At 66.5% G+C, this 16926-nt stretch carries 16 protein-coding genes and 3 pseudogenes; 11 read left to right on the forward strand and 8 right to left on the reverse strand.

Going from position 1 to position 16926, the window contains the following annotated elements:
- The first annotated feature begins 241 nt into the window (after nucleotides 1-241).
- Both OG395_RS28990 and OG395_RS28995 read left to right on the forward strand, forming a co-directional pair.
- The gene (locus OG395_RS28990) at nucleotides 242-907 is read left to right on the forward strand and encodes a class I SAM-dependent methyltransferase (protein WP_327245549.1); all 666 of its coding nucleotides are present in this window, start codon (nucleotides 242-244) and stop codon (nucleotides 905-907) included.
- Nucleotides 904-1206, forward strand: coding sequence for a sulfurtransferase TusA family protein (locus tag OG395_RS28995; protein WP_327245550.1), 303 nt, complete (start codon nucleotides 904-906; stop codon nucleotides 1204-1206). Before OG395_RS28990 ends, OG395_RS28995 begins: the two co-directional genes overlap by 4 nt.
- Before the next feature lie 371 nt (nucleotides 1207-1577).
- Here the strand turns inward: OG395_RS28995 and OG395_RS29000 are convergent, their stop codons facing one another.
- The 4 genes and pseudogenes from OG395_RS29000 to OG395_RS29015 form a co-directional block, all read right to left on the reverse strand.
- Complete coding sequence (locus OG395_RS29000) at nucleotides 1578-2009, reverse strand: SRPBCC family protein (RefSeq protein ID WP_327245551.1); 432 nt, start codon at nucleotides 2007-2009, stop codon at nucleotides 1578-1580.
- Between the two features lie 152 nt (nucleotides 2010-2161).
- On the reverse strand, nucleotides 2162-2458 hold the full coding sequence (locus OG395_RS29005; RefSeq protein ID WP_327245552.1) for a hypothetical protein: 297 nt from the start codon (nucleotides 2456-2458) through the stop codon (nucleotides 2162-2164).
- A gap of 403 nt (nucleotides 2459-2861) precedes the next feature.
- Nucleotides 2862-2999 (reverse strand): annotated as a pseudogene (locus OG395_RS29010) (carboxymuconolactone decarboxylase family protein); the annotation flags it as partial.
- Nucleotides 3000-3093: 94 nt separating this feature from the next.
- Nucleotides 3094-3369 (reverse strand): hypothetical protein, encoded by a 276-nt coding sequence (locus OG395_RS29015; protein WP_327245553.1) that lies wholly within the window; start codon nucleotides 3367-3369, stop codon nucleotides 3094-3096.
- 286 nt (nucleotides 3370-3655) lie between these two features.
- Here OG395_RS29015 and OG395_RS29020 point away from each other — a divergent pair, with 286 nt between their 5' ends.
- The 6 genes and pseudogenes from OG395_RS29020 to OG395_RS29045 all read left to right on the forward strand — a co-directional run.
- A complete protein-coding gene (locus OG395_RS29020; RefSeq protein ID WP_327245554.1) occupies nucleotides 3656-4435 on the forward strand; it encodes a calcium-binding protein in 780 nt (259 codons plus the stop codon).
- A gap of 575 nt (nucleotides 4436-5010) precedes the next feature.
- Nucleotides 5011-6369: a phosphatase PAP2 family protein gene (locus OG395_RS29025; RefSeq protein ID WP_327245555.1), complete on the forward strand. Its 1359-nt coding sequence runs from the start codon at nucleotides 5011-5013 to the stop codon at nucleotides 6367-6369.
- Between the two features lie 46 nt (nucleotides 6370-6415).
- A pseudogene (locus OG395_RS29030) lies at nucleotides 6416-6570 on the forward strand (tyrosine-type recombinase/integrase); the annotation flags it as partial.
- Between the two features lie 267 nt (nucleotides 6571-6837).
- Nucleotides 6838-7611 carry a polysaccharide deacetylase family protein gene (locus tag OG395_RS29035; protein WP_327245556.1) on the forward strand — a complete coding sequence of 258 codons (774 nt, stop codon included), beginning with the start codon at nucleotides 6838-6840 and terminating at the stop codon, nucleotides 7609-7611.
- A 725-nt stretch (nucleotides 7612-8336) separates the two neighbouring features.
- Nucleotides 8337-8462 (forward strand): hypothetical protein, encoded by a 126-nt coding sequence (locus tag OG395_RS29040; protein WP_327245557.1) that lies wholly within the window; start codon nucleotides 8337-8339, stop codon nucleotides 8460-8462.
- Nucleotides 8453-8677: pseudogene (locus OG395_RS29045) on the forward strand (hypothetical protein); the annotation flags it as partial. The gene OG395_RS29040 and the pseudogene OG395_RS29045, both read left to right, overlap by 10 nt.
- Before the next feature lie 88 nt (nucleotides 8678-8765).
- Here OG395_RS29045 and OG395_RS29050 read toward each other — a convergent pair.
- On the reverse strand, nucleotides 8766-9605 hold the full coding sequence (locus OG395_RS29050; protein WP_327245558.1) for a DUF5707 domain-containing protein: 840 nt from the start codon (nucleotides 9603-9605) through the stop codon (nucleotides 8766-8768).
- Nucleotides 9606-9714: 109 nt separating this feature from the next.
- The gene (locus tag OG395_RS29055; protein ID WP_327241110.1) at nucleotides 9715-10866 is read right to left on the reverse strand and encodes an ISAs1 family transposase; all 1152 of its coding nucleotides are present in this window, start codon (nucleotides 10864-10866) and stop codon (nucleotides 9715-9717) included.
- A gap of 393 nt (nucleotides 10867-11259) precedes the next feature.
- Between OG395_RS29055 and OG395_RS29060 the strand changes: the two genes are divergently transcribed.
- Both OG395_RS29060 and OG395_RS29065 read left to right on the forward strand, forming a co-directional pair.
- Nucleotides 11260-11553, forward strand: a complete 294-nt coding sequence (locus OG395_RS29060; RefSeq protein ID WP_327245559.1) for a hypothetical protein — start codon at nucleotides 11260-11262, stop codon at nucleotides 11551-11553.
- A 490-nt stretch (nucleotides 11554-12043) separates the two neighbouring features.
- The gene (locus OG395_RS29065) at nucleotides 12044-13084 is read left to right on the forward strand and encodes a trypsin-like serine peptidase (RefSeq protein ID WP_327245560.1); all 1041 of its coding nucleotides are present in this window, start codon (nucleotides 12044-12046) and stop codon (nucleotides 13082-13084) included.
- A gap of 446 nt (nucleotides 13085-13530) precedes the next feature.
- On the opposite strand, the gene OG395_RS29070 is transcribed toward OG395_RS29065, so the two are convergent.
- Nucleotides 13531-14022: a hypothetical protein gene (locus tag OG395_RS29070; protein ID WP_327245561.1), complete on the reverse strand. Its 492-nt coding sequence runs from the start codon at nucleotides 14020-14022 to the stop codon at nucleotides 13531-13533.
- 468 nt (nucleotides 14023-14490) lie between these two features.
- On the reverse strand, nucleotides 14491-14775 hold the full coding sequence (locus OG395_RS29075; RefSeq protein WP_327245562.1) for a DUF7336 domain-containing protein: 285 nt from the start codon (nucleotides 14773-14775) through the stop codon (nucleotides 14491-14493).
- 767 nt (nucleotides 14776-15542) lie between these two features.
- On the opposite strand from OG395_RS29075, the gene OG395_RS29080 reads away from it, so the two are divergent.
- Nucleotides 15543-16898 (forward strand): outer membrane protein assembly factor BamB family protein, encoded by a 1356-nt coding sequence (locus OG395_RS29080; protein ID WP_327245563.1) that lies wholly within the window; start codon nucleotides 15543-15545, stop codon nucleotides 16896-16898.
- Nucleotides 16899-16926: the final 28 nt, after the last annotated feature.

The following is a 16926-nucleotide window of genomic DNA, read 5'->3' on the forward strand; positions in this document are numbered from 1 at the left end:
GTCCGGCACGCCCTCCCCCAAGGCCTTGAGGGCCAGGGGGACCCCCTTCCGCGTCGGCCAAAGGCCCTGGTAGCTCCTTCCCCGAGCTCTCAACCCCGCTCGAGCAGGGGAGACCCCGTCCAAGGACGTCCGGCCGCCTTGCGATCGCACGCACCGGACGACGCTGCTCACGGGGCAAACACTGCCGGTCACGGCACTAGGCTGGCCCACCCGGGAACGGGCGGTGGAGAAGGGCGTCAGCATGTCGGAGCACGAGCGGGAGCTCGCCGGGGCTCAGCGGGAGCACTGGCAGCGGACATACGGCGAGCACCCCGGCATGTACGGCGAGGAGCCGTCCGAGCCGGCCGTCCACGCCGCCCGGGTGTTCCGGGCGGCCGGGGCGCGCCAGGTGCTGGAGCTGGGGGCCGGGCACGGCCGCGACGCCGTCTACTTCGCCCGTGAGGGCTTCACCGTCCAGGCGACCGACTTCAGCCCGGTCGGCCTGGAGCAGTTGCACGAGGCGGCCGGCGCCCAGGGCGTGGCCGACCGGATTGCCACCGCGGTGCACGACGTACGCGAGCCGCTGCCGCTGGCGGACGGCTCGGTGGACGCGGTGTTCGCGCACATGCTGCTGTGCATGGCCCTGTCCACGAAGGAGATCCACGCCCTGGTCGGCGAGGTGCGCCGCGTGCTGCGGCCGGGCGGCGTCTTCGTCTACACCGTCCGCCATACCGGGGATGCCCACTACGGGGCCGGTACCGGGCACGGCGATGACATCTGGGAGCACGGCGGCTTCGCGGTGCACTTCTTCCCCCGCGACCTGGTCGATGCCCTCGCCGACGGCTGGCAGTCGCAGGAGGTCCACCCCTTCGAGGAGGGCGGCCTGCCCCGCCGGTTGTGGCGCGTCACCCAGACCCTGCCCCGATGAGCGCCTCCCCGGTACCGGCCGCCGACATCACCGTCGACGGCACCGGTCTGCTGTGCGTGACCCTCCTGCTCCGCCTGCGCTCCCGCATCGCCGACGCAGAGCCGGGCACGGTCGTCCACGTCATCGCCACCGACCCGGCCGCCCCGCTCGACCTGCCGGCCTGGTGCCACATGGTCGGGCACGACTACCTCGGCCCCCTGTCCGGCGCCGACCCGGCGACGTACGCGCTCAGGCTCGCCGCGGACCCGCGCCCCACTCGGCCCGGCGCCCCCTGGCACCCGGCCGAGCCGGTCCACTGACCGGCGCCGCGAGCGCCACGCCCCTCGGTATCGTTCCGCGCGCGCAACAGTACCCTCCGGCGCGCGCAGCGGCCGGAGCTTCTTCTTCCCAACTCGGGGAGTTGGGCGCCGTGCCGAGGGGGGCGTCGTCCACGAGCGGGTGACGAGAATCGAACTCGCGCTCTGTGCTCGGGAATCAACGCCGCCGCCTGCGGACGACATGGGGTTGACCAGGCCAGTCGCCGACGGAGCGCCCGTACGCGGGTGCACGGGGCCGTTGTTGACCACTGTTTGCCGCGCTGAGCGCACGGATGGGGCACGAGGGCCGTGGACCGCACTGCCGTCGTACGCCCTCGCGAAGCGTGAGGCCAATCCCTATCGGTGGGGGCGCCTCACCGTTCCTGTTCCACCAACTCCTTGAAGTGCTCGAGGTCGTCCCGTACAAGCCGTTCGATCGCGGTCGCCTGGGCGAATCCCTTCGGCCCGCCGAACGCCTCCTTGAGGGTGCCCGGGTCGTACTCGATCCGGGCCTGGACTCGGGTGTGCTCGCGGTCTATGGGCAGCAGTGAGAAGGTTCCCGCCAGGTCGGGACCGCTCGTGGTCTGCCACTCCATCGTGTGTTCCTTGCCGCGGTCGGTGATCTCGGCTTCGAACTCCTGAGCTCGGCCGCCCGCGTCGATGTCCAGGCGCGCCCGGTGCCCGTCCTGCGAACGAGCCTCGCGTACTCCTTCGACGAATCTCGGATAGGTCTCCACCTGGTGGAGGCTTTCCCAGGCCACAGCGATCGGAACATCAACGTCGATCTGTTCTTCGAGAGTGCTCATGGGCCACCTCAAAACTCGGTTCACCGTTTATGGGGCCATGACTCCATTGTCGCCCCCGAAGGATCGATGGGGGCCGGCGTCGGTGCCCGCGGGCCGGTGCTGTCCGTCCTCGCTCGGCGTTCCGGAACGCGGGCACAGGGACCGCGGCGGCTTCAGGCGTGCCCGACTCCGAGTTCGCGACCGCGGTAGAAGCCTTCCCGCTCCTCGACGATGTAAGGGGCCATGGCCTCACGGCGCTGTGTCTCCGCCGCGGAGGCCCGCCAGGAGTCGCACGCTTCCTTGGTATCCCAGAACGACACCCCGGTGATCTCCTGCCCGTCCTCGGACCAGTACGCGTAGGCGCGGCGCAGCGCCTGCGGGTACTGGTCCGGGCGCCAGGCCCTCTCGAACTCCTCCAACGCGCCCGGCTTGATGCGGCGTGTCGTCACCCAGACAAAGTGCTCCACCATCGCGGCCTCCTCTGGAATGCCGGTTCGACTTGATGGCGCCTTCTCGAGCCATCGTAGGTTTGTGGCCCCGCTTCCGCCCCTGCTGCGGGGGAGCGAGGTAGCCCCAGGCCGCTGAGCGGGCCCCGGGCGACGGGGCAGGAGCTGATGAGCAGGCGTCGGTGTCGCGCCCCACCATCAAGGGAAGTCGGCTGTTCCGATCACCGACGGCGAAGGCGGTGGGACCGTAATCCTGATTCACGGCGGCACATGCGACTCCGGTGACCGGCCGCCCGGATCGACCCGTTCATGGCGTCGAGCCGGGTGATCGTGGCCGAGCTCGACTCACCGGTCCTCGACTGGATCGTGGCCCTCCCGGCCCCGGCCGCCCACGGCTGACCGGCAGTCCGTGGCCAGGCGCTCCTGGTTATGCGAACTGGCCGGGCTGGTAGTCGCCGGTGGGCTGCTGGATGATGACGTTCGCCCGGTTGAAGGCGTTGATGAGGGCGATCCCGCACACCAGTGCGGCCAGCTGCTCCTCGGCGTAGTGCTTGGCAGCGTTCGCCCGGTCACTCAACGTTCGGTGGCACGAACCTGGTGGTCACCGATCCTCAGTGACAACCATCAAACTCTGATGAAGCGGGACAGAGGTTTCCCGATTACACGGCTCGGTCAGGCGTTGCCTCTTGGCCGCCGCCAATAGCTTCGCGGAGGCGCTGCTTCGCCGCGGCGAGACGTTCGCTGTAGTCGGGCATGAAGATCTCGGTCAGCATCTTGTCGAGCGTCCCGGAGATGGCATGGACGGCGGACCAGACCGACCGGTCCCTCACTATGACGCTGAGGTCGTCGGACTTGAACATCACCTGGTAGAGCCAGTCGGACAGGATGAACGCCTGATCGTGCGTGAGCTTGATGACCACCGGTTCTTCATCCACGCGGACACGGTAGTTACTGAACGGATGGCAGCAACTTGGCCGCCCTGCGCTCTCGTCTCCGATGCGACACCCGCTCGAGGAGTTCGATCCGCCCCCTGGATCACGCGTCCGGGGGCGCTCCCAAGCGGCTAGGTGTTTTGAGCATGAGCGTCGTCGACACTCGCGGATCCTGATGAAGGCGAAGGCATTCGTGCGTGATGGAGGCGTTGAAACAACAACGTGGTGAACCGTTGACCAACGTCGTACGCTCCCTGTGGTCAATCAAAGACTTCGTGGGGGGACATTCATGCGCACAACCGCGCGCCTTGCCCTGCTCGGCACCAGCGTCGCGCTGGTCGCCACCGCAATCGGCGCCACTGCCGCCCAGGCGGAGGACGGCGGCGAGGGCAACATCACGATCGACAAGGTCGTCGTCAACGGCGGCAAACCGGTCGTGGTTGGTACCACCAAGGTGGTGTCCGCCAAGGTCTCCGTGACCGCGTCGGACGATTCGGGCATCGCCGAGACCACGTACATCAGCGCCTTCGGTCCGAAGCCGAATTACGCACAGATCTGGGACGACGAGATCACGTGCGTCAAGGCGAGCGCCACCACGTCGACCTGCACGGGCACGCTGACGTTCGACCCGCAGGCGTCGACCGGCTTCGTCGGCAACAGCGCGGCGGCCACCTGGAAGCTCGGCACGCTGGTCTCCGCCAATGATTACGACTACATCCACCGGGACGCGGCCACCACGTTCAAGGTGCAGCGCTACTCGAAGCTGACGGTCAACGCCTCGCCGGAGCCGGTGAAGAAGGGCAAGACCATCACGGTCACCGGCAAGCTCTCCCGGGCCAACTGGGAGGACAACAAGTACCACGGTTACACGAACCAGTCGGTGAAGCTGCAGTTCCGCAAGAAGGGCAGCAACACCTACACCACGGTGAAGACGATCAAGTCCAACTCGACGGGCGACCTCAGGACGACCGTCACCGCCTCCACCGACGGCTACTTCCGCTACAGCTTCGCGGGCACGACGACGACTCCGGCGGTCAACGCGGCCGGCGACTTCGTGGACGTCCAATAGCCACGTGCTGAGAGCGTTTCTGAGACCTGATGCGGGAGAACGCCGGTTCGACCACAGGCGACCGTCACACCACGCCTGGTCGAGTCTCAGCGGATGTCCAGTAGGGGCGCCGTCTTCACCGGGATGGCGCCCCTACTGGTATGACGGTGATCCTTTGAACCTGTGGCCTCATCCTTATCAGGTCGGTCACGGGGGATCGTCCGTCTCGAATAACTCGGTCCTGGCCTCGATCGGTAGTCCACTGCGGTTCGGTATCGATCGCCGTGGTCCGCTTCCGTTGGTGTCAGTCACTGATGTCAAGGGCGGAGCCACATTTGACCTACTCGGCAGGGCGCTCTCCGGCAGCCCATCTTGCGCGACGTCCGCATCCCTGCAGGGACCTCACCCGCACGTTTCCCGGAGTGTGATCTTTCCGTCTTCCCCCGTCGGGCGGGCTGCTTTTGGTGAGGGAGAAAGCAGCCCCGACCGGAAGGTGGCGAGCGAACCCACCCTGACTTTCAATCAAAATATAGAAAATCGGCTGACAATTGAGATATATGCCATCGCAGGTTTTTTCGCGAATAAACAGGAGAACCATGTTCTCCGTGTGGCGTCAACCACGAATAAGACTCTGGGTCGTGGCGGGTGTCGCGGCCCTCGGATTCCTCATCGCGCTGGAGATCGCCGCACGCCGCTACGGCCTGCCGGGGCCGATCACCAGCCAGGCGCGAGAGGTGATATTCGCCCCCAAATCAGGCTTCCTGTTGTACGCCGGTATGGCGTTGATGATGGTGGTGCTCACCCGGCGGCAACGGTTCATCGCGGCTGCTGCCGCGATCGGTATCGACGTCGCCTTCTTGGTGGTCCGGTGGGCGGTCGACGCCAAGCTGGCCGGCGGTCACCCTTTCGGCAACGGTGCGTTGTGGGTTCTTCTGGGCTATGCGGTCATCGCTGTCACTCGCCGTACCGGCCGGGAACGTGTTCTGCTGCTGAAGGGCGTCGGGCTGGGCCTGCTGCTGGTGACCGGCCGCAAGACCGGCGACACCTGGCTACTCATCACCTCCAAGACCCGCCAAGCGGTGCTCGACCCGTACGTGGCAACCGCCGATCACGCGCTGGGCAACCCGTCGTGGCTGATGGGCCGGATTGTCACGGCCACCGGCCCGATCGGTTTCAATTTTCTCGACATCGTCTACGGTCAGCTCGCGGTGGCCGCGGTCATCGTCGCGCTGTATCAACTGCGTAACGTGGCGGTCGAGCGCCGCTTCCCGGGCCATCATCTGGTGCGCACCTTTCTGGTGATCGGCCTCCTCGGGCCCACCATCTACATGATCTTCCCCGTGGTCGGACCGATCTTCGCCTACGGCACCGGCGCCGAGCACTGGGCGACGGTCAGCCTGTGGTCGGAAACGCCGCCCAGCGAGCAATGGGCGGTGGCCGACCTGTGGCCGGAAACGCCGCCGCCGATCAATACCCCGCACCACATGCCATTCGACGAGATCACACCACGGAACTGCATGCCCAGCCTGCACACAGCGTGGGCCACCGCGATCTTCATTCATTCCCGGACGGGCCCACGGCTTCTGCGATTCGCAGGCACGTTCTGGCTGGTAGCTACGCTCTGCGCGACGCTGGGATTTGGCTACCACTACGGCGCGGATCTCATTGCCGGCGTGGTGTTTACGCTCACGATCGAGGCAGCTCTGCGCTCGCTCGACCGCGGCTGGGATCGATCAGGTATCCAGCTGGTCGCTTGCGGCGCAACCGTCTTCGCTGCGCTCTTGGTGTCTTATCGCTATCTACCGCTGGAGATGGCGAAGCATCCGTGGGTGTCCGGACCACTTCTCATGCTGGCGATGACCTCGGTGGTCTACGGCTACGTAAGGACCATCGCACTGTGGAAACCGAGGACCGCATCGGCGCGGCAACCGAAACCGCAACCCGGACTGGTTTGAACCGAGTTGCACCAGGCCGTGGGCTGAGCGCTGCCCGAGTGAGGCCGGGATGCCGGAGAACTTCCGCTTCTACGACCTTCGTACCGGACGCACGCTCTCGACGCAGTCGGGCGCCACGCTCATGGACACGATGGTCCGCGCAGAGCAGTCCTCCGAGCGTGCCGGCTGATCTGTCAGCACTCGAACCTGGAGCGTCAGCGGTGGCCGACGGGATCGACGTCGGACTCGGCTGCCACAGAGTTCAATGCGTGTGTGCCTCCGCCGGAATCCGTGCGGACCCGTGTCCGCCGCCCTCGCCGGTACCTTGTCGAGGCCGTTGCGCCCCCTCACCTGTCGCGGAACTCCTGCGTTTGTCGCCGGCTCCCTGCAGATCTGTCCGTGATCGGTAACCGAGCGATCTTGTAGGGGCGTTCGTGTGTCTTCATGGGTGCACGGCATTCGGCGGAGACAGCAAAGGGGCGGGCGGACATGGCAAGGCACAAGGGAAGGGGATGGCACGGCCGGCTTCTCGCGGCGGCGCTCGGGGTGACGGCGGTGGCCGCTGCCACCTCGGTGTGGACCGCACAGGCCGACACCGCCGGAGGGCGGCAGCCGCAAGCGCGTGTCTCAGCACCGGACGCCCAGGGCCAGGTGGCCAAGGTGGCGGCGGACATCGCGCACGCCTCGGACCGCGGCGCCCGGGGCGTCAACATCACTATCGACGACGGACCGGACCCGGTCTGGACGCCGCAGGTGCTGCAATTGCTGAAGGACAACGGTGTGAAGGCTACGTTCTGCATGGTGGGCACGCAGGCCCAGGCACACCCGGACCTGGTCAAGGAGGTCGTGGCGGCGGGGCACCGGCTGTGCAACCACACTGTCTCGCACGACACCACCATGGACACCCGGTCCGAGGCCTACCAGTCCCAGCAGATCCTGGATGCCGAACGCATGATCACCAAGGCGTCCGGGGGCGTCCGGCCACAGTATTACCGGGCCCCGGGCGGTGCCTTCACCCCGTACAGTCGGCAGCTCGCCGCGTCCCGGGGGATGCGACCGTTGGGCTGGAACGTCGACACCAAAGACTTCGAGCGTCCCGGCGTGGACACCATGGTCGCCACCGCCAAGAGCGAGATCTCCGACGGACCGACCATCCTCTTCCACGACGCGGGAGGGGATCGCTCCCAGACCTTGGCCGCTCTGCGCGAGGTCCTGCCCTGGCTGAAGCAGCAGGGGTACTCCTTCGGCTTCCCCGTGCGGTGAGGGAGGATCGCCCGCACCGACATCCAGACCTGGCCCCCTGCACCAGCAGAACCCACCCGTTGAGTCGGCGGCGTCCTGGTCGGATCCGCTTGGCGGCCGTCGGCCGAGCCTGAGCGCAAGCGGGCCGCACCCTGAAGTGTGTGGCGCAGGCCACCAGGACGTGCGTCTCGGCATTCGGGATTATCGGCTGCTCTGTCGCGGGAAGTGGCGACTGGAGTCTCAATCTGACGCGCTGTGAGGACACTTATGACACGGCGTCCATAAAGGTTCTAGACAACAAAGAAGCCCCCGGCCGCTGGCCTGGGGCTTTTTCATGGAGCGGGTGACGAGAATCGAACTCGCGCTCTGAGCTTGGGAATCCTGAGAAGACGTCCCGCTGTGGGCGCGCTGGCCTGCACGGATACCGTCCAGTGATCGCTTCGCGCCACGGTGGCGTTGACTGCTGTTGACCGTGATTTTCCGCCGCAGATGGTGCGGAGGTGGTGCGACGTGGTGCGCGTTCCTGAGAGAAGTAAGGCGCCTCCGGCGCCCGCGCGGCGACCGCCCTTTCGACGAGTGGCGCACTGTCCTTCCTCAATCCGAGTGCCCGAAGGGAGCGCGCGGGTAGCTTGACGGCGGCAGTGAGAGCCTCCGAACCACGATGTTTCCTTTGGCGCCTGCGCGGCCGCTGGCGTCGAGCTGCCGGGCCGGGCACCGAGCCCGAGTACCTGCTCTCCACCTTCGGCATGGACAGCGACGCTGGCACGGATGCCATCTATCTGACGGCAACCGCCCAGGTGTCCGAGTCGATGACGGTCACGGCCGAGGTCGTGACACCAACCGAGGAGTCCCCGGACGCGCAGTGCTCGTGATCATCGCCCGGCCGTACACCTGGTGGCGAATCTGCCTCGTCGCCGCGATGGGCGTGGCGTTCCTGCTGGTGCTCGCCGCGCCCTGGCTCCAGGACTTCTTCGCGTTGAAGCTGGTCGGGGTGACGATGCCGTGGGTCGCGGTGGGTATCGCCGTGGTGGCGGCGGCCACCCTGGAGCTCGTGTGGAGGTGGGTCGACCGCCGCTTTCCCGCGTAAATCCGTTAATCCGTTATGGGCCCCGCGTCTACGGGGCTATGGACTACCTCACGTCGGCTTACCTCACGCCGGCTTACTTCACGCCGACTTACTTCACGTCGACGTAGTCACCCGCGGCGCTGACCGTCGCGGTGGACGCGATACCCACGTAGGTGAAGCGGTAATAGCCGTCGGTGGACGCCGTGACCGTGGTCTTCAGCGCGCCGCCCGTGGTCGACTTGATGCCCTTGACGTTGGTGTAGTTGGTGGTGCCCGCCTTGCGGAACTGCAGCACCACCGACTGGCCGCTGAGGCCCACGTACTTGTTCGACTCCCAGTCGGCACGGGTCAGCGCGCCGGTGACCGTGATGGTCTTGCCCTTCACCACCGGCTCCGGGGACGCGTTGACCGTCAGCTTCGACATGCGCTGCAGGCTGAAGCCCTTGGCGTTGTCCTTCTGGACGTAGTCAGCGTCCGTGCCCTGAGCGATCGCCCAGACCTTCCAGCCGCCGGCCATCTTGTTCAGCAGGTCGTAGTTGGCGTCGACAGTGAAGGTGTGCTTGCAGGTGGAGGTCGTGTCGTTGACCTTGGTGCAGACGGCCTCGTCCTCGTTGGGCACCACGCCGCCGTCGAGGTTGTCGAAGGTCGAACCGTGCCACAGCACCGCGGTCGCCCACTCGATGCCCGAGTCGTCCGTGGCGGTGAAGCTGACCGTGAAGGTCTTCTTCGTGGTCGCACCCATGACGACGGCCTTGCCGCCGTTTACGACCACGTTCGAGATCGTGGTGTCTCCGCTGACGTCGTCGGCCGGGTTGACCGCCGCGTTGGTCTCGACGCTCTGCGTGAACGAGGAGACGGTGTTGCTGTCATCCGCCTGCGCCGCCGGGACGGCGAGGGCGGAGAGGGCCAGGGCGCCTGTCACTGCGGCGACAGAGGCACGAATGCGCATGTGTTTCCCCACGTCTGAAAAAGGGGCGCACGGGACAGCTCTGTTACATGCTTCCGCGGCGCCCGATCCAGGGGCGCTGCAAAGTCTCTTGATCTTGTGAGTGCGCCGGTCAGGCGATGCCCAAGAGGTCGAGTGGGCGGGTGAACGGTTCGTAGGAAGCGTGGCGGAGACCGGCGGCGATGTTGCTGTGCCCGGCGTCGCGGAGCGTGTTGATCGCCAAGTTCCGCAGGCTCGCCATGTTGTCGGGCCCGTGGCCGGTCCGAACCTTCGAGGCGTCCTCGCGGAAGGTGGTGTCGCGGACGAAGTGCAGCCGGTTCTCGATGGTCCACTGCGACCTGGCGAGTTGGCCCAGGCGTTGGGGCGAGGCTTGATGCGAGGTCAGGTCGGTGATCGCGTAGACGGTCTGGCGGGTGCACGCGCCGGTCTTGAGGTCGGTGCGGTGGCGCAGGATCCGCACGGCCTGGACGGCGTGGGGGAAGTCGAGTCCGAGGTCGGTGACCGTGAGGACCCTGGTGACGCGGGTCTCCTTGCGTCCGTGGCCCCTCTCGCGGTCGTAGCGGCGTGCGGTGACGTCCTTCCACGGCAGTGACCGCACCTGTCGGTGCAGACCGGGCTGGTTGGCCTTGACCACCAGCAGGTAGTGCGCGTTCTTCTCCTCGACCAGGAAGCGCGCGTGGGCGCGCTGGGTGTGCAGAGCATCGGCCGTGACGGTGACCCCGGTCAGGTCGTAGGGCTCCAGCAGGGCGGCGAAGCAGGTGATCTCGTTGGTCTTGTCGGGCACCCGCAGCTGGGTGACGGTCCGCCCCTGGTCGGTCATCGCGGCCAGGAGATGGGCGGCCGGGCTCTGGTCGTGACGCGACCCGCGGGCGGCCTTGCCGTCCACGGCCACCGACTGTGCGCCTGCGGGATCGGCGCCGGTCAGGTCGGCCAGGCCGCCCGGGCAGACACGGCCGAGGACCCGTCGGATCGTGGCAGCGCTCGGCGGAACGCGCACGCCCAGCGCGCCTACGGTCCGGGCGCCCAACCGGGCCAGCGTGTGCTGCGGGGCGCTGGTGGACCACTGCCCGATCGCCGCGTACGACCGGGCGCCTGCCACCACCGCCGAGGCAGCGACCAGCAGCACCGCCACGAACGGGTGACGCACACCGCGCCGGCGCCGGGGATCAGGCAGCAACCGCAACCGCTCCACCAGCGGAAGCACTGCGACACCCGCCAGGGTGGGCGGCTTGACCAGACAGACGGTGGCAGACTGACGACACATCGAAACTCCGGCGAAGCAGGGCGACTTGGGAAGGTCACCCCGTTCAACCGGAGTTTCGTTGCTTCCGTGACGGGTCACCCTCGACACCCTGCAGCACCATGACCTGCAGACTCACCTGATCATCGGGACTTTGAAACGCCCCTGGCGCCCGATCCAGTCAGTCTCTGGAGTCTGCTGACTCCACTGATCAGACATGGGGCACCAGTGAATGGTTGTGCGAGTCCGCGAAATTTTTTCGAGTACGCGTTTATGCGGGTTATTACGGAGTCCGTTACTCATAGCCATTAACCGACTATGGGTAACGAATCGAGAATTACAGATTATGGGTTACGGAATACTGCACGTCGACTTGATGAACGTCGAGTTACTGCACGTCGACGTAGTCCCCCGAGCGTGGTCGCCGTAACGCTCACGGACCCGGCTACGGACGAAGTGATTGTCGCCTCGGAGCCGGTCGTCGTGGACAGCCCACAGGGCGTGTCTCAGACCGCCATCGGCGAGATCGTGGATACCGGCGTGGACGCTGCGGAGAACAGCGGCTCCTCGGCCAGTGATGCGATCCCCAGCGAGGACGTGGCGATCGTCGAAGAGGCCCAGAAGGAAGCCCCGACCGAGTCCGAGACCGCGATTGTCGTCCCCGACCCAGCGGTCCGCGAAGACCAGTCAGCGCTGGCGCTGGTGAGCTAGTAGTTCCGCCATCATTGCGGGACGACCTTTAGACAGCAGGAAGCCCCGGGCCGCTGGCCGGGAGCTTCCTGCTGGAGCGGGTGACGAGAATCGAACTCGCGCTCTGAACTTGGGAATCCTGAGAAGACGTCCCGCTGTGGGCGCTCTGGCCTGCACGGATATCGTCCGATCATCGCTCCGAGCCATGGTGGTGTTTACCGCTGCTGACCGTGGTTCTCCGCTGCAGATGGTGCGGAGGTGGTGCGACGTGGTGCGCGTTCTTGAGAGAGGAAAGGCGCCTTCGGCGCCCGCGGTTTTCGAGGGGTGGCTTCGCCACCGGGCGGCAACATCCCGGGGTGTTGCAGCCGTCTGTAACCGGACACCCCGGACAGCTCCAGCATCGACTGCCCTGCCGGTTCTTGCTGGTTACAGCCCTAACCGGACAGTCGGACAGTTGGGACACCCGTACTCGTGCTGTTCATTGACGCCGTCTTCTCGTGGTGGGGCGAAGGTGGGTGAACGTGTGAATTCCTTGCTTGGGGGCGGGCTGGTGGTGCAAGATCCGTCAGCCGCCAGGTCACGAAGATCAGGGGGATTGACCTGTGGGGTTGTTGTGGCTGGTGCGGACAGACCGATGAACCTGCTGGGCATGGGCATGGGCATGAGGAACAGACTCGCGTGGGCTGGTGCGGTCGCGGCTGTGCTGATCACGCTGGGAACGGTCGGCCACAACAGCCACAGGGGTGTTGGTGTGTCGACGGCCGAGCCGAAGATCGTTGTTCGTGACGCAGCGATCACGAAACAGGATCGCAGTCGGGTGGAGACGTACTGGACCGGCACGGGCATCGCGAACGTGGCCCACGGGGACGCCATTGGCGACCCCGTGCAGCCTGAATGGGCGGAGGGCGGTCTCATCGCCCGTACTGTCGGCCGCCTGTACTCCCAGGGCGCAGGGGGCGGCTTGGGTGCCTGTACGGCGACTGTGGTCGGCACGAACACGGTGATAACCGCCGCGCACTGTGTCAGAACGGCGGGTGCCAGGAAGCCCTCCCGGTCGGCGAGTTGGGACCAGCAGCTCTACTTCGTGCCTGGCTACCGCGATGGCAAGAGCCCCTACGGCGGCTTCACGGTGCGCCGGGTGCGGATGGCCGAGGAGTGGCAGGACGAGGGCCTGGACGTCGCCATGCTGGAGATGAACTCCGGCCACGACGGGCGGAGTATTTCCGAGGTGACCGGCGTCCAGCGCATCTTGTTCATGGCTGAATCGGGTACCCGCACCCACTTCTTCGGCTACCCGTACACGAACCGGCTCCTGCACTGCGAAGGCGGCAATTCGCGCGAATACCGCGGTAGTGCCCTGCTGCGGATCCCCTGCGTCATGGGCGTCGGGTCGAGCGGGGGCCCCTACGTCGTCGACCTCGACGCGGCCGAGGCCGGCAGTGTCGTCGCGGTGAACGTCAGTAGCGACGACACCTTCAGTTACGGAACAGCCCTAGGACCGTTCGCCCGACGCCTCTACGCGCAGTCTGAGCACTGCTCGCAAGACTGTTGAGCGATGTCGCCCGGAGCGTGCAGTTCCTACACCGCAAAAAACGGACAATTGCGCAGGGGTGGCTCTGCGGGGCGTCCGGACAGTCGGGACACGCGTGAGCCCCCGAGCTGTCTCCGAGGGCTCGGCCCATCTGCTGTTGCGCGACGCGGCTTACGACGGCAGGGATCCAGGCTTGGTTTGGCCGAGGTGGTGCGCGACGCTTAGACCGGTCTAGACAACAAGAAAGCCCCGGGCCGCTGGCCTGGGGCTTTTGCATGGAGCGGGTGACGAGAATCGAACTCGCGCTCTGAGCTTGGGAATCACCGAGCATCAGCGACACGGCATGTCGCTGACCTGCGATGATACGCGCACGGGGGTCGCCCAGGCCGCCAGCTTCACGTCTTGATTGACCGTGGTTGCCCGCTCTAACTGGCACGGGTCTGGCACGAGGGCGCGACTCAGGTGGGTTAGTCAGTCACGCCGCAAACTTGGTACGACGATGCTGGGGAAAGGTCGGTGGAGGATGCCAAAGTGTGGGCTGCGGTTTGTAGATCGTGTTCCCATCCCGTGAGGTCGTCCGGTCCGATCCATTCGCTGTAGTCGGCGGCGATGGAAAGAAACTGCGTCTCCTCCTGGGTGTGAGCTGCGACCGTCATCGAAAGCCGGTCGGCCACACCTTTGGGGCTCAACTCGCCTTGCGCCAGACCGAACGCGAGGCTCACGAGGAGACGTCGGCCAGCCGTCTCCTCGTCAGGAAGGTGCACGTCAAGCTCATCCAGAGCTTGGACGTACAGCTCGCGGACCTCAGCGGCATCGCTCCGGCGCGACAGGCCAGCCAGCTCACGCAGGGCGGGAGAGTCATGGCCATCAACGAGCGCGTGCGCAGCGACCATCGGAAGATCCTCGGCGTGGAGTACCACCGCCACGTACTGCCAAGCGCTGTCCTGCAACCGGTCCATGCGGCCATCGTGGAGGCCGCGAGACGTAATGGCCAGTCGATTGCTGTCTTGGCCCCGGCTTCTTCTAGCCCTGGGTTTTGCTGCCGCTTTCGATGGCCAGCGTTTTTGCAGGTCCGGACGGTTTTGGCGTCCCGCAGAGTGGCCGTAATTGGTCATCCTTGGCCGCTACTGGGTGCCCTTGGACGGCCCAGAGACGGGCCAGCCTGAGGCGCGAGCACCGCTTTAGGAGTTCGGCCGGACAACTGCCACCCCTACTCGCACCGACGTCTTCGGTGCTGCAGGTGGCCGTCCGATGCTGCCGTTGCGCGCCGTCGTTGATGTCAGCTGCCCCTCGATGCGACCTACAGGCAGGACGGTCGCTGGGGTCTGCCCGTTTGGTCAGTTGATCATCTGGGGCTGGTGACGGTCGGCTGCGGTTGGTGGGGTTGCTGTACTTTGCTGCTGTACTGCTCGCGGTAGTCGCTGCCGCTATTCGCCTGGTGGGATCCGTACGAAGCCCTCGGTCCAGTCGTCTTCATCGAGTTCGTAACCGTCGATGATGAAGCACTCCGGCTCGTCCCGGAAGCCCGGCAGCAGCTGGGCTCGCTTCATGCGCTCCTCTGCCCGCTCCCGTGTCGAGTAGATGCCGAGCAGTTTCACGTCGTCGCCGTCCTGCTCGTCGATGAAGACGCCGCACTCGTCGACATGAACGGTCGAGTCGTTGTTGCCGGCCTCGTTCTGGTGGCCAACATGCCAAAGCTGGTACACGATCACGCTCCCGAAGCTATCAGCGCTCGAGTTGAGTCAAGTCCTCAGCCATCTTGAAAACCGTCGTGGCAGCGATGTCACCGTGGGTTCAAATCCCACACCCACCGCAGTTGAACGGCCCCCGACCAGGTGAATCGGTCGGGGGCCGTTCTCATGCGTGCTGTCCGTCAATCACCGTGGCTCCCCGTCAGTTCACGTCCAAGCGGGCACGACAGGGGCACAGGCACCTTCTGATCCGTAGCTCTAGCCGGATCGGTCAGCTACGGCCATACCGGCCGCTACGAGGCCCCGGAGAGACGTTAGCGGACGGGGGCGGTTGCTGGGGTTGCGGTACTGGGCTGCTGTACAGCGGTTCCACGGGTCCGTGAGGTACTCACACTCACCTTGTCGTCCAGCCAGAGAGCGGACAGCGATAGAAGTTTCCCCACCCCGTCAAGTGCCCGCGCACGGCGCGGGCGCGCGCCGCCTCAGCGGCGCGGCCTGCCTCTGTCTTCGCCCCGGCTGGCCGCGCCCGGCGGCGCGCTACGTGCTGCGGGCAGAAGGTGGGGAAACCCGTTGCGGCTGGAGACGCTGCCTAGGTGCGCGGCGTCGAGCATGATCAGGGGGCCGTACGCTCGCTGGCAACTCGGGCAGGCTGTGATCCTGCCCTTCTGAGCCGGGCAGCCCTGGCTTACCCTGACCATCGTTCGAAGATCGAAGAACGGCGGCTGGAAGCAAAGAGGAGCCGCCCGCAAGGGGGTTGGGGACATGTACAGCACGAGGGGGGCCGCGTGATGTCGGGGAGAACGCTCGCGAAGGCGCTGACGACGACCGTCGTCGCTCTGGCGGTGATCGGGTCTATCACGGCCTCGCTCCTGTCTGACAACGGCTATCTGCCGGGCGACGCCATGGTGCGGGCCTGGTCGGCCGCGAAGGACCGACCCACCGACGACCATGCCAACGGTACGTGGGTCGTCGGTGACGTCGCCGTCCGCAGCCGGTTCGACGCGGTGACCGGGTTCGGCCTCGCCGGCGGGCAGAATGGCAAGGAGCTCTGGGAGTACGTGCCGCCCGGCCGCGCCCAGATCTGCGGGAGCGCGCGGCACGCAGATGCGTCGGTCCTGCTCGTTGCGTACGGGGAGGAGGGCGGCGAGACGAGCGAACCCGCCCCGCAGGGAAAGGGCTGTGCGACCGTCCTCGCTCTCGACGTGAAGGATGGGCGGGAGCTGTGGACCGCCCAGCGCAAGGTCGCGACCGGTCGATTTGGCCAGGGCTCCCAGTTCCTGGACGCGGGCGACGACATCGCCGTTGTCGCCCATGACCACCGCGACGCGCGGCTGGCACGGACCAAGGACGATCACACCTCCCTGCGCGCCCTCGACCTGCGCACCGGCAAGCCCCGCTGGACGGCGGACATGCCCGACGAGTGCGGCACGCACAAGGTCTCCGTCGGCAAGGAGCAGGTCTTCGCCGTCCTGGAATGTGGCGGCCGGGACACCAATGACTGGGGCTTCGGCAACACCGACGGCGCCGAGCTGATGATGGCCGCCTTCGACCGCGAAAGCGGCGCCCTGAACTGGAATGTCCCCATGGACGCCCGCCGCCCCCTGAACCTGAGCGCCACGGTAGCCATCGAATCGACCGACCCGCTGGTGCTCACCGTCGGACGGTCCACGAACCTCGACACGGGCACGTACTTCTCCTTCGGCAAGGACGGACGGCCGCGCCCTGCCATCGAGTTCGACGGCGACTACGGCAAGATCGCCGCGACTAAGGCATCGCAGACGGCGATCGTCGGCGAGCGGATGTACGCGCTGGCGGAGTTCCGGCACAGGAAGTGGCAGCAGCACCGGTTGGTCGCCTTCGACCTGACGACCGGCGAAGAAGTGTGGAAGGAGACCCTGGACGAACTCGCCGCCGCGCTGTCCGCGCGAGGCGACCGGATCACCGTCCTGGGCGAGCGGTCTACCAAGAGCAGCCGCATCAGCAACCTGTTCGAGTACGACGCCGACAACGGCGAGGAACTCGACGAACGCCATTTCCGCGACGACGTGCCCGACCCCATGTCCGTCTTCTACGAGCACGAGGGGCGGATCATCGTCGCCGGGTGGGGCGGCGGCCATACCTTCACAGCCTTCGAGCGGTGGTGAGCGGCTAGGTGGGGTGGAGGAAGGAGCG

This window comes from Streptomyces sp. NBC_01320 (genome assembly GCF_035974375.1).
Classification (GTDB): Bacteria; Actinomycetota; Actinomycetes; order Streptomycetales; family Streptomycetaceae; genus Streptomyces; species Streptomyces yanii.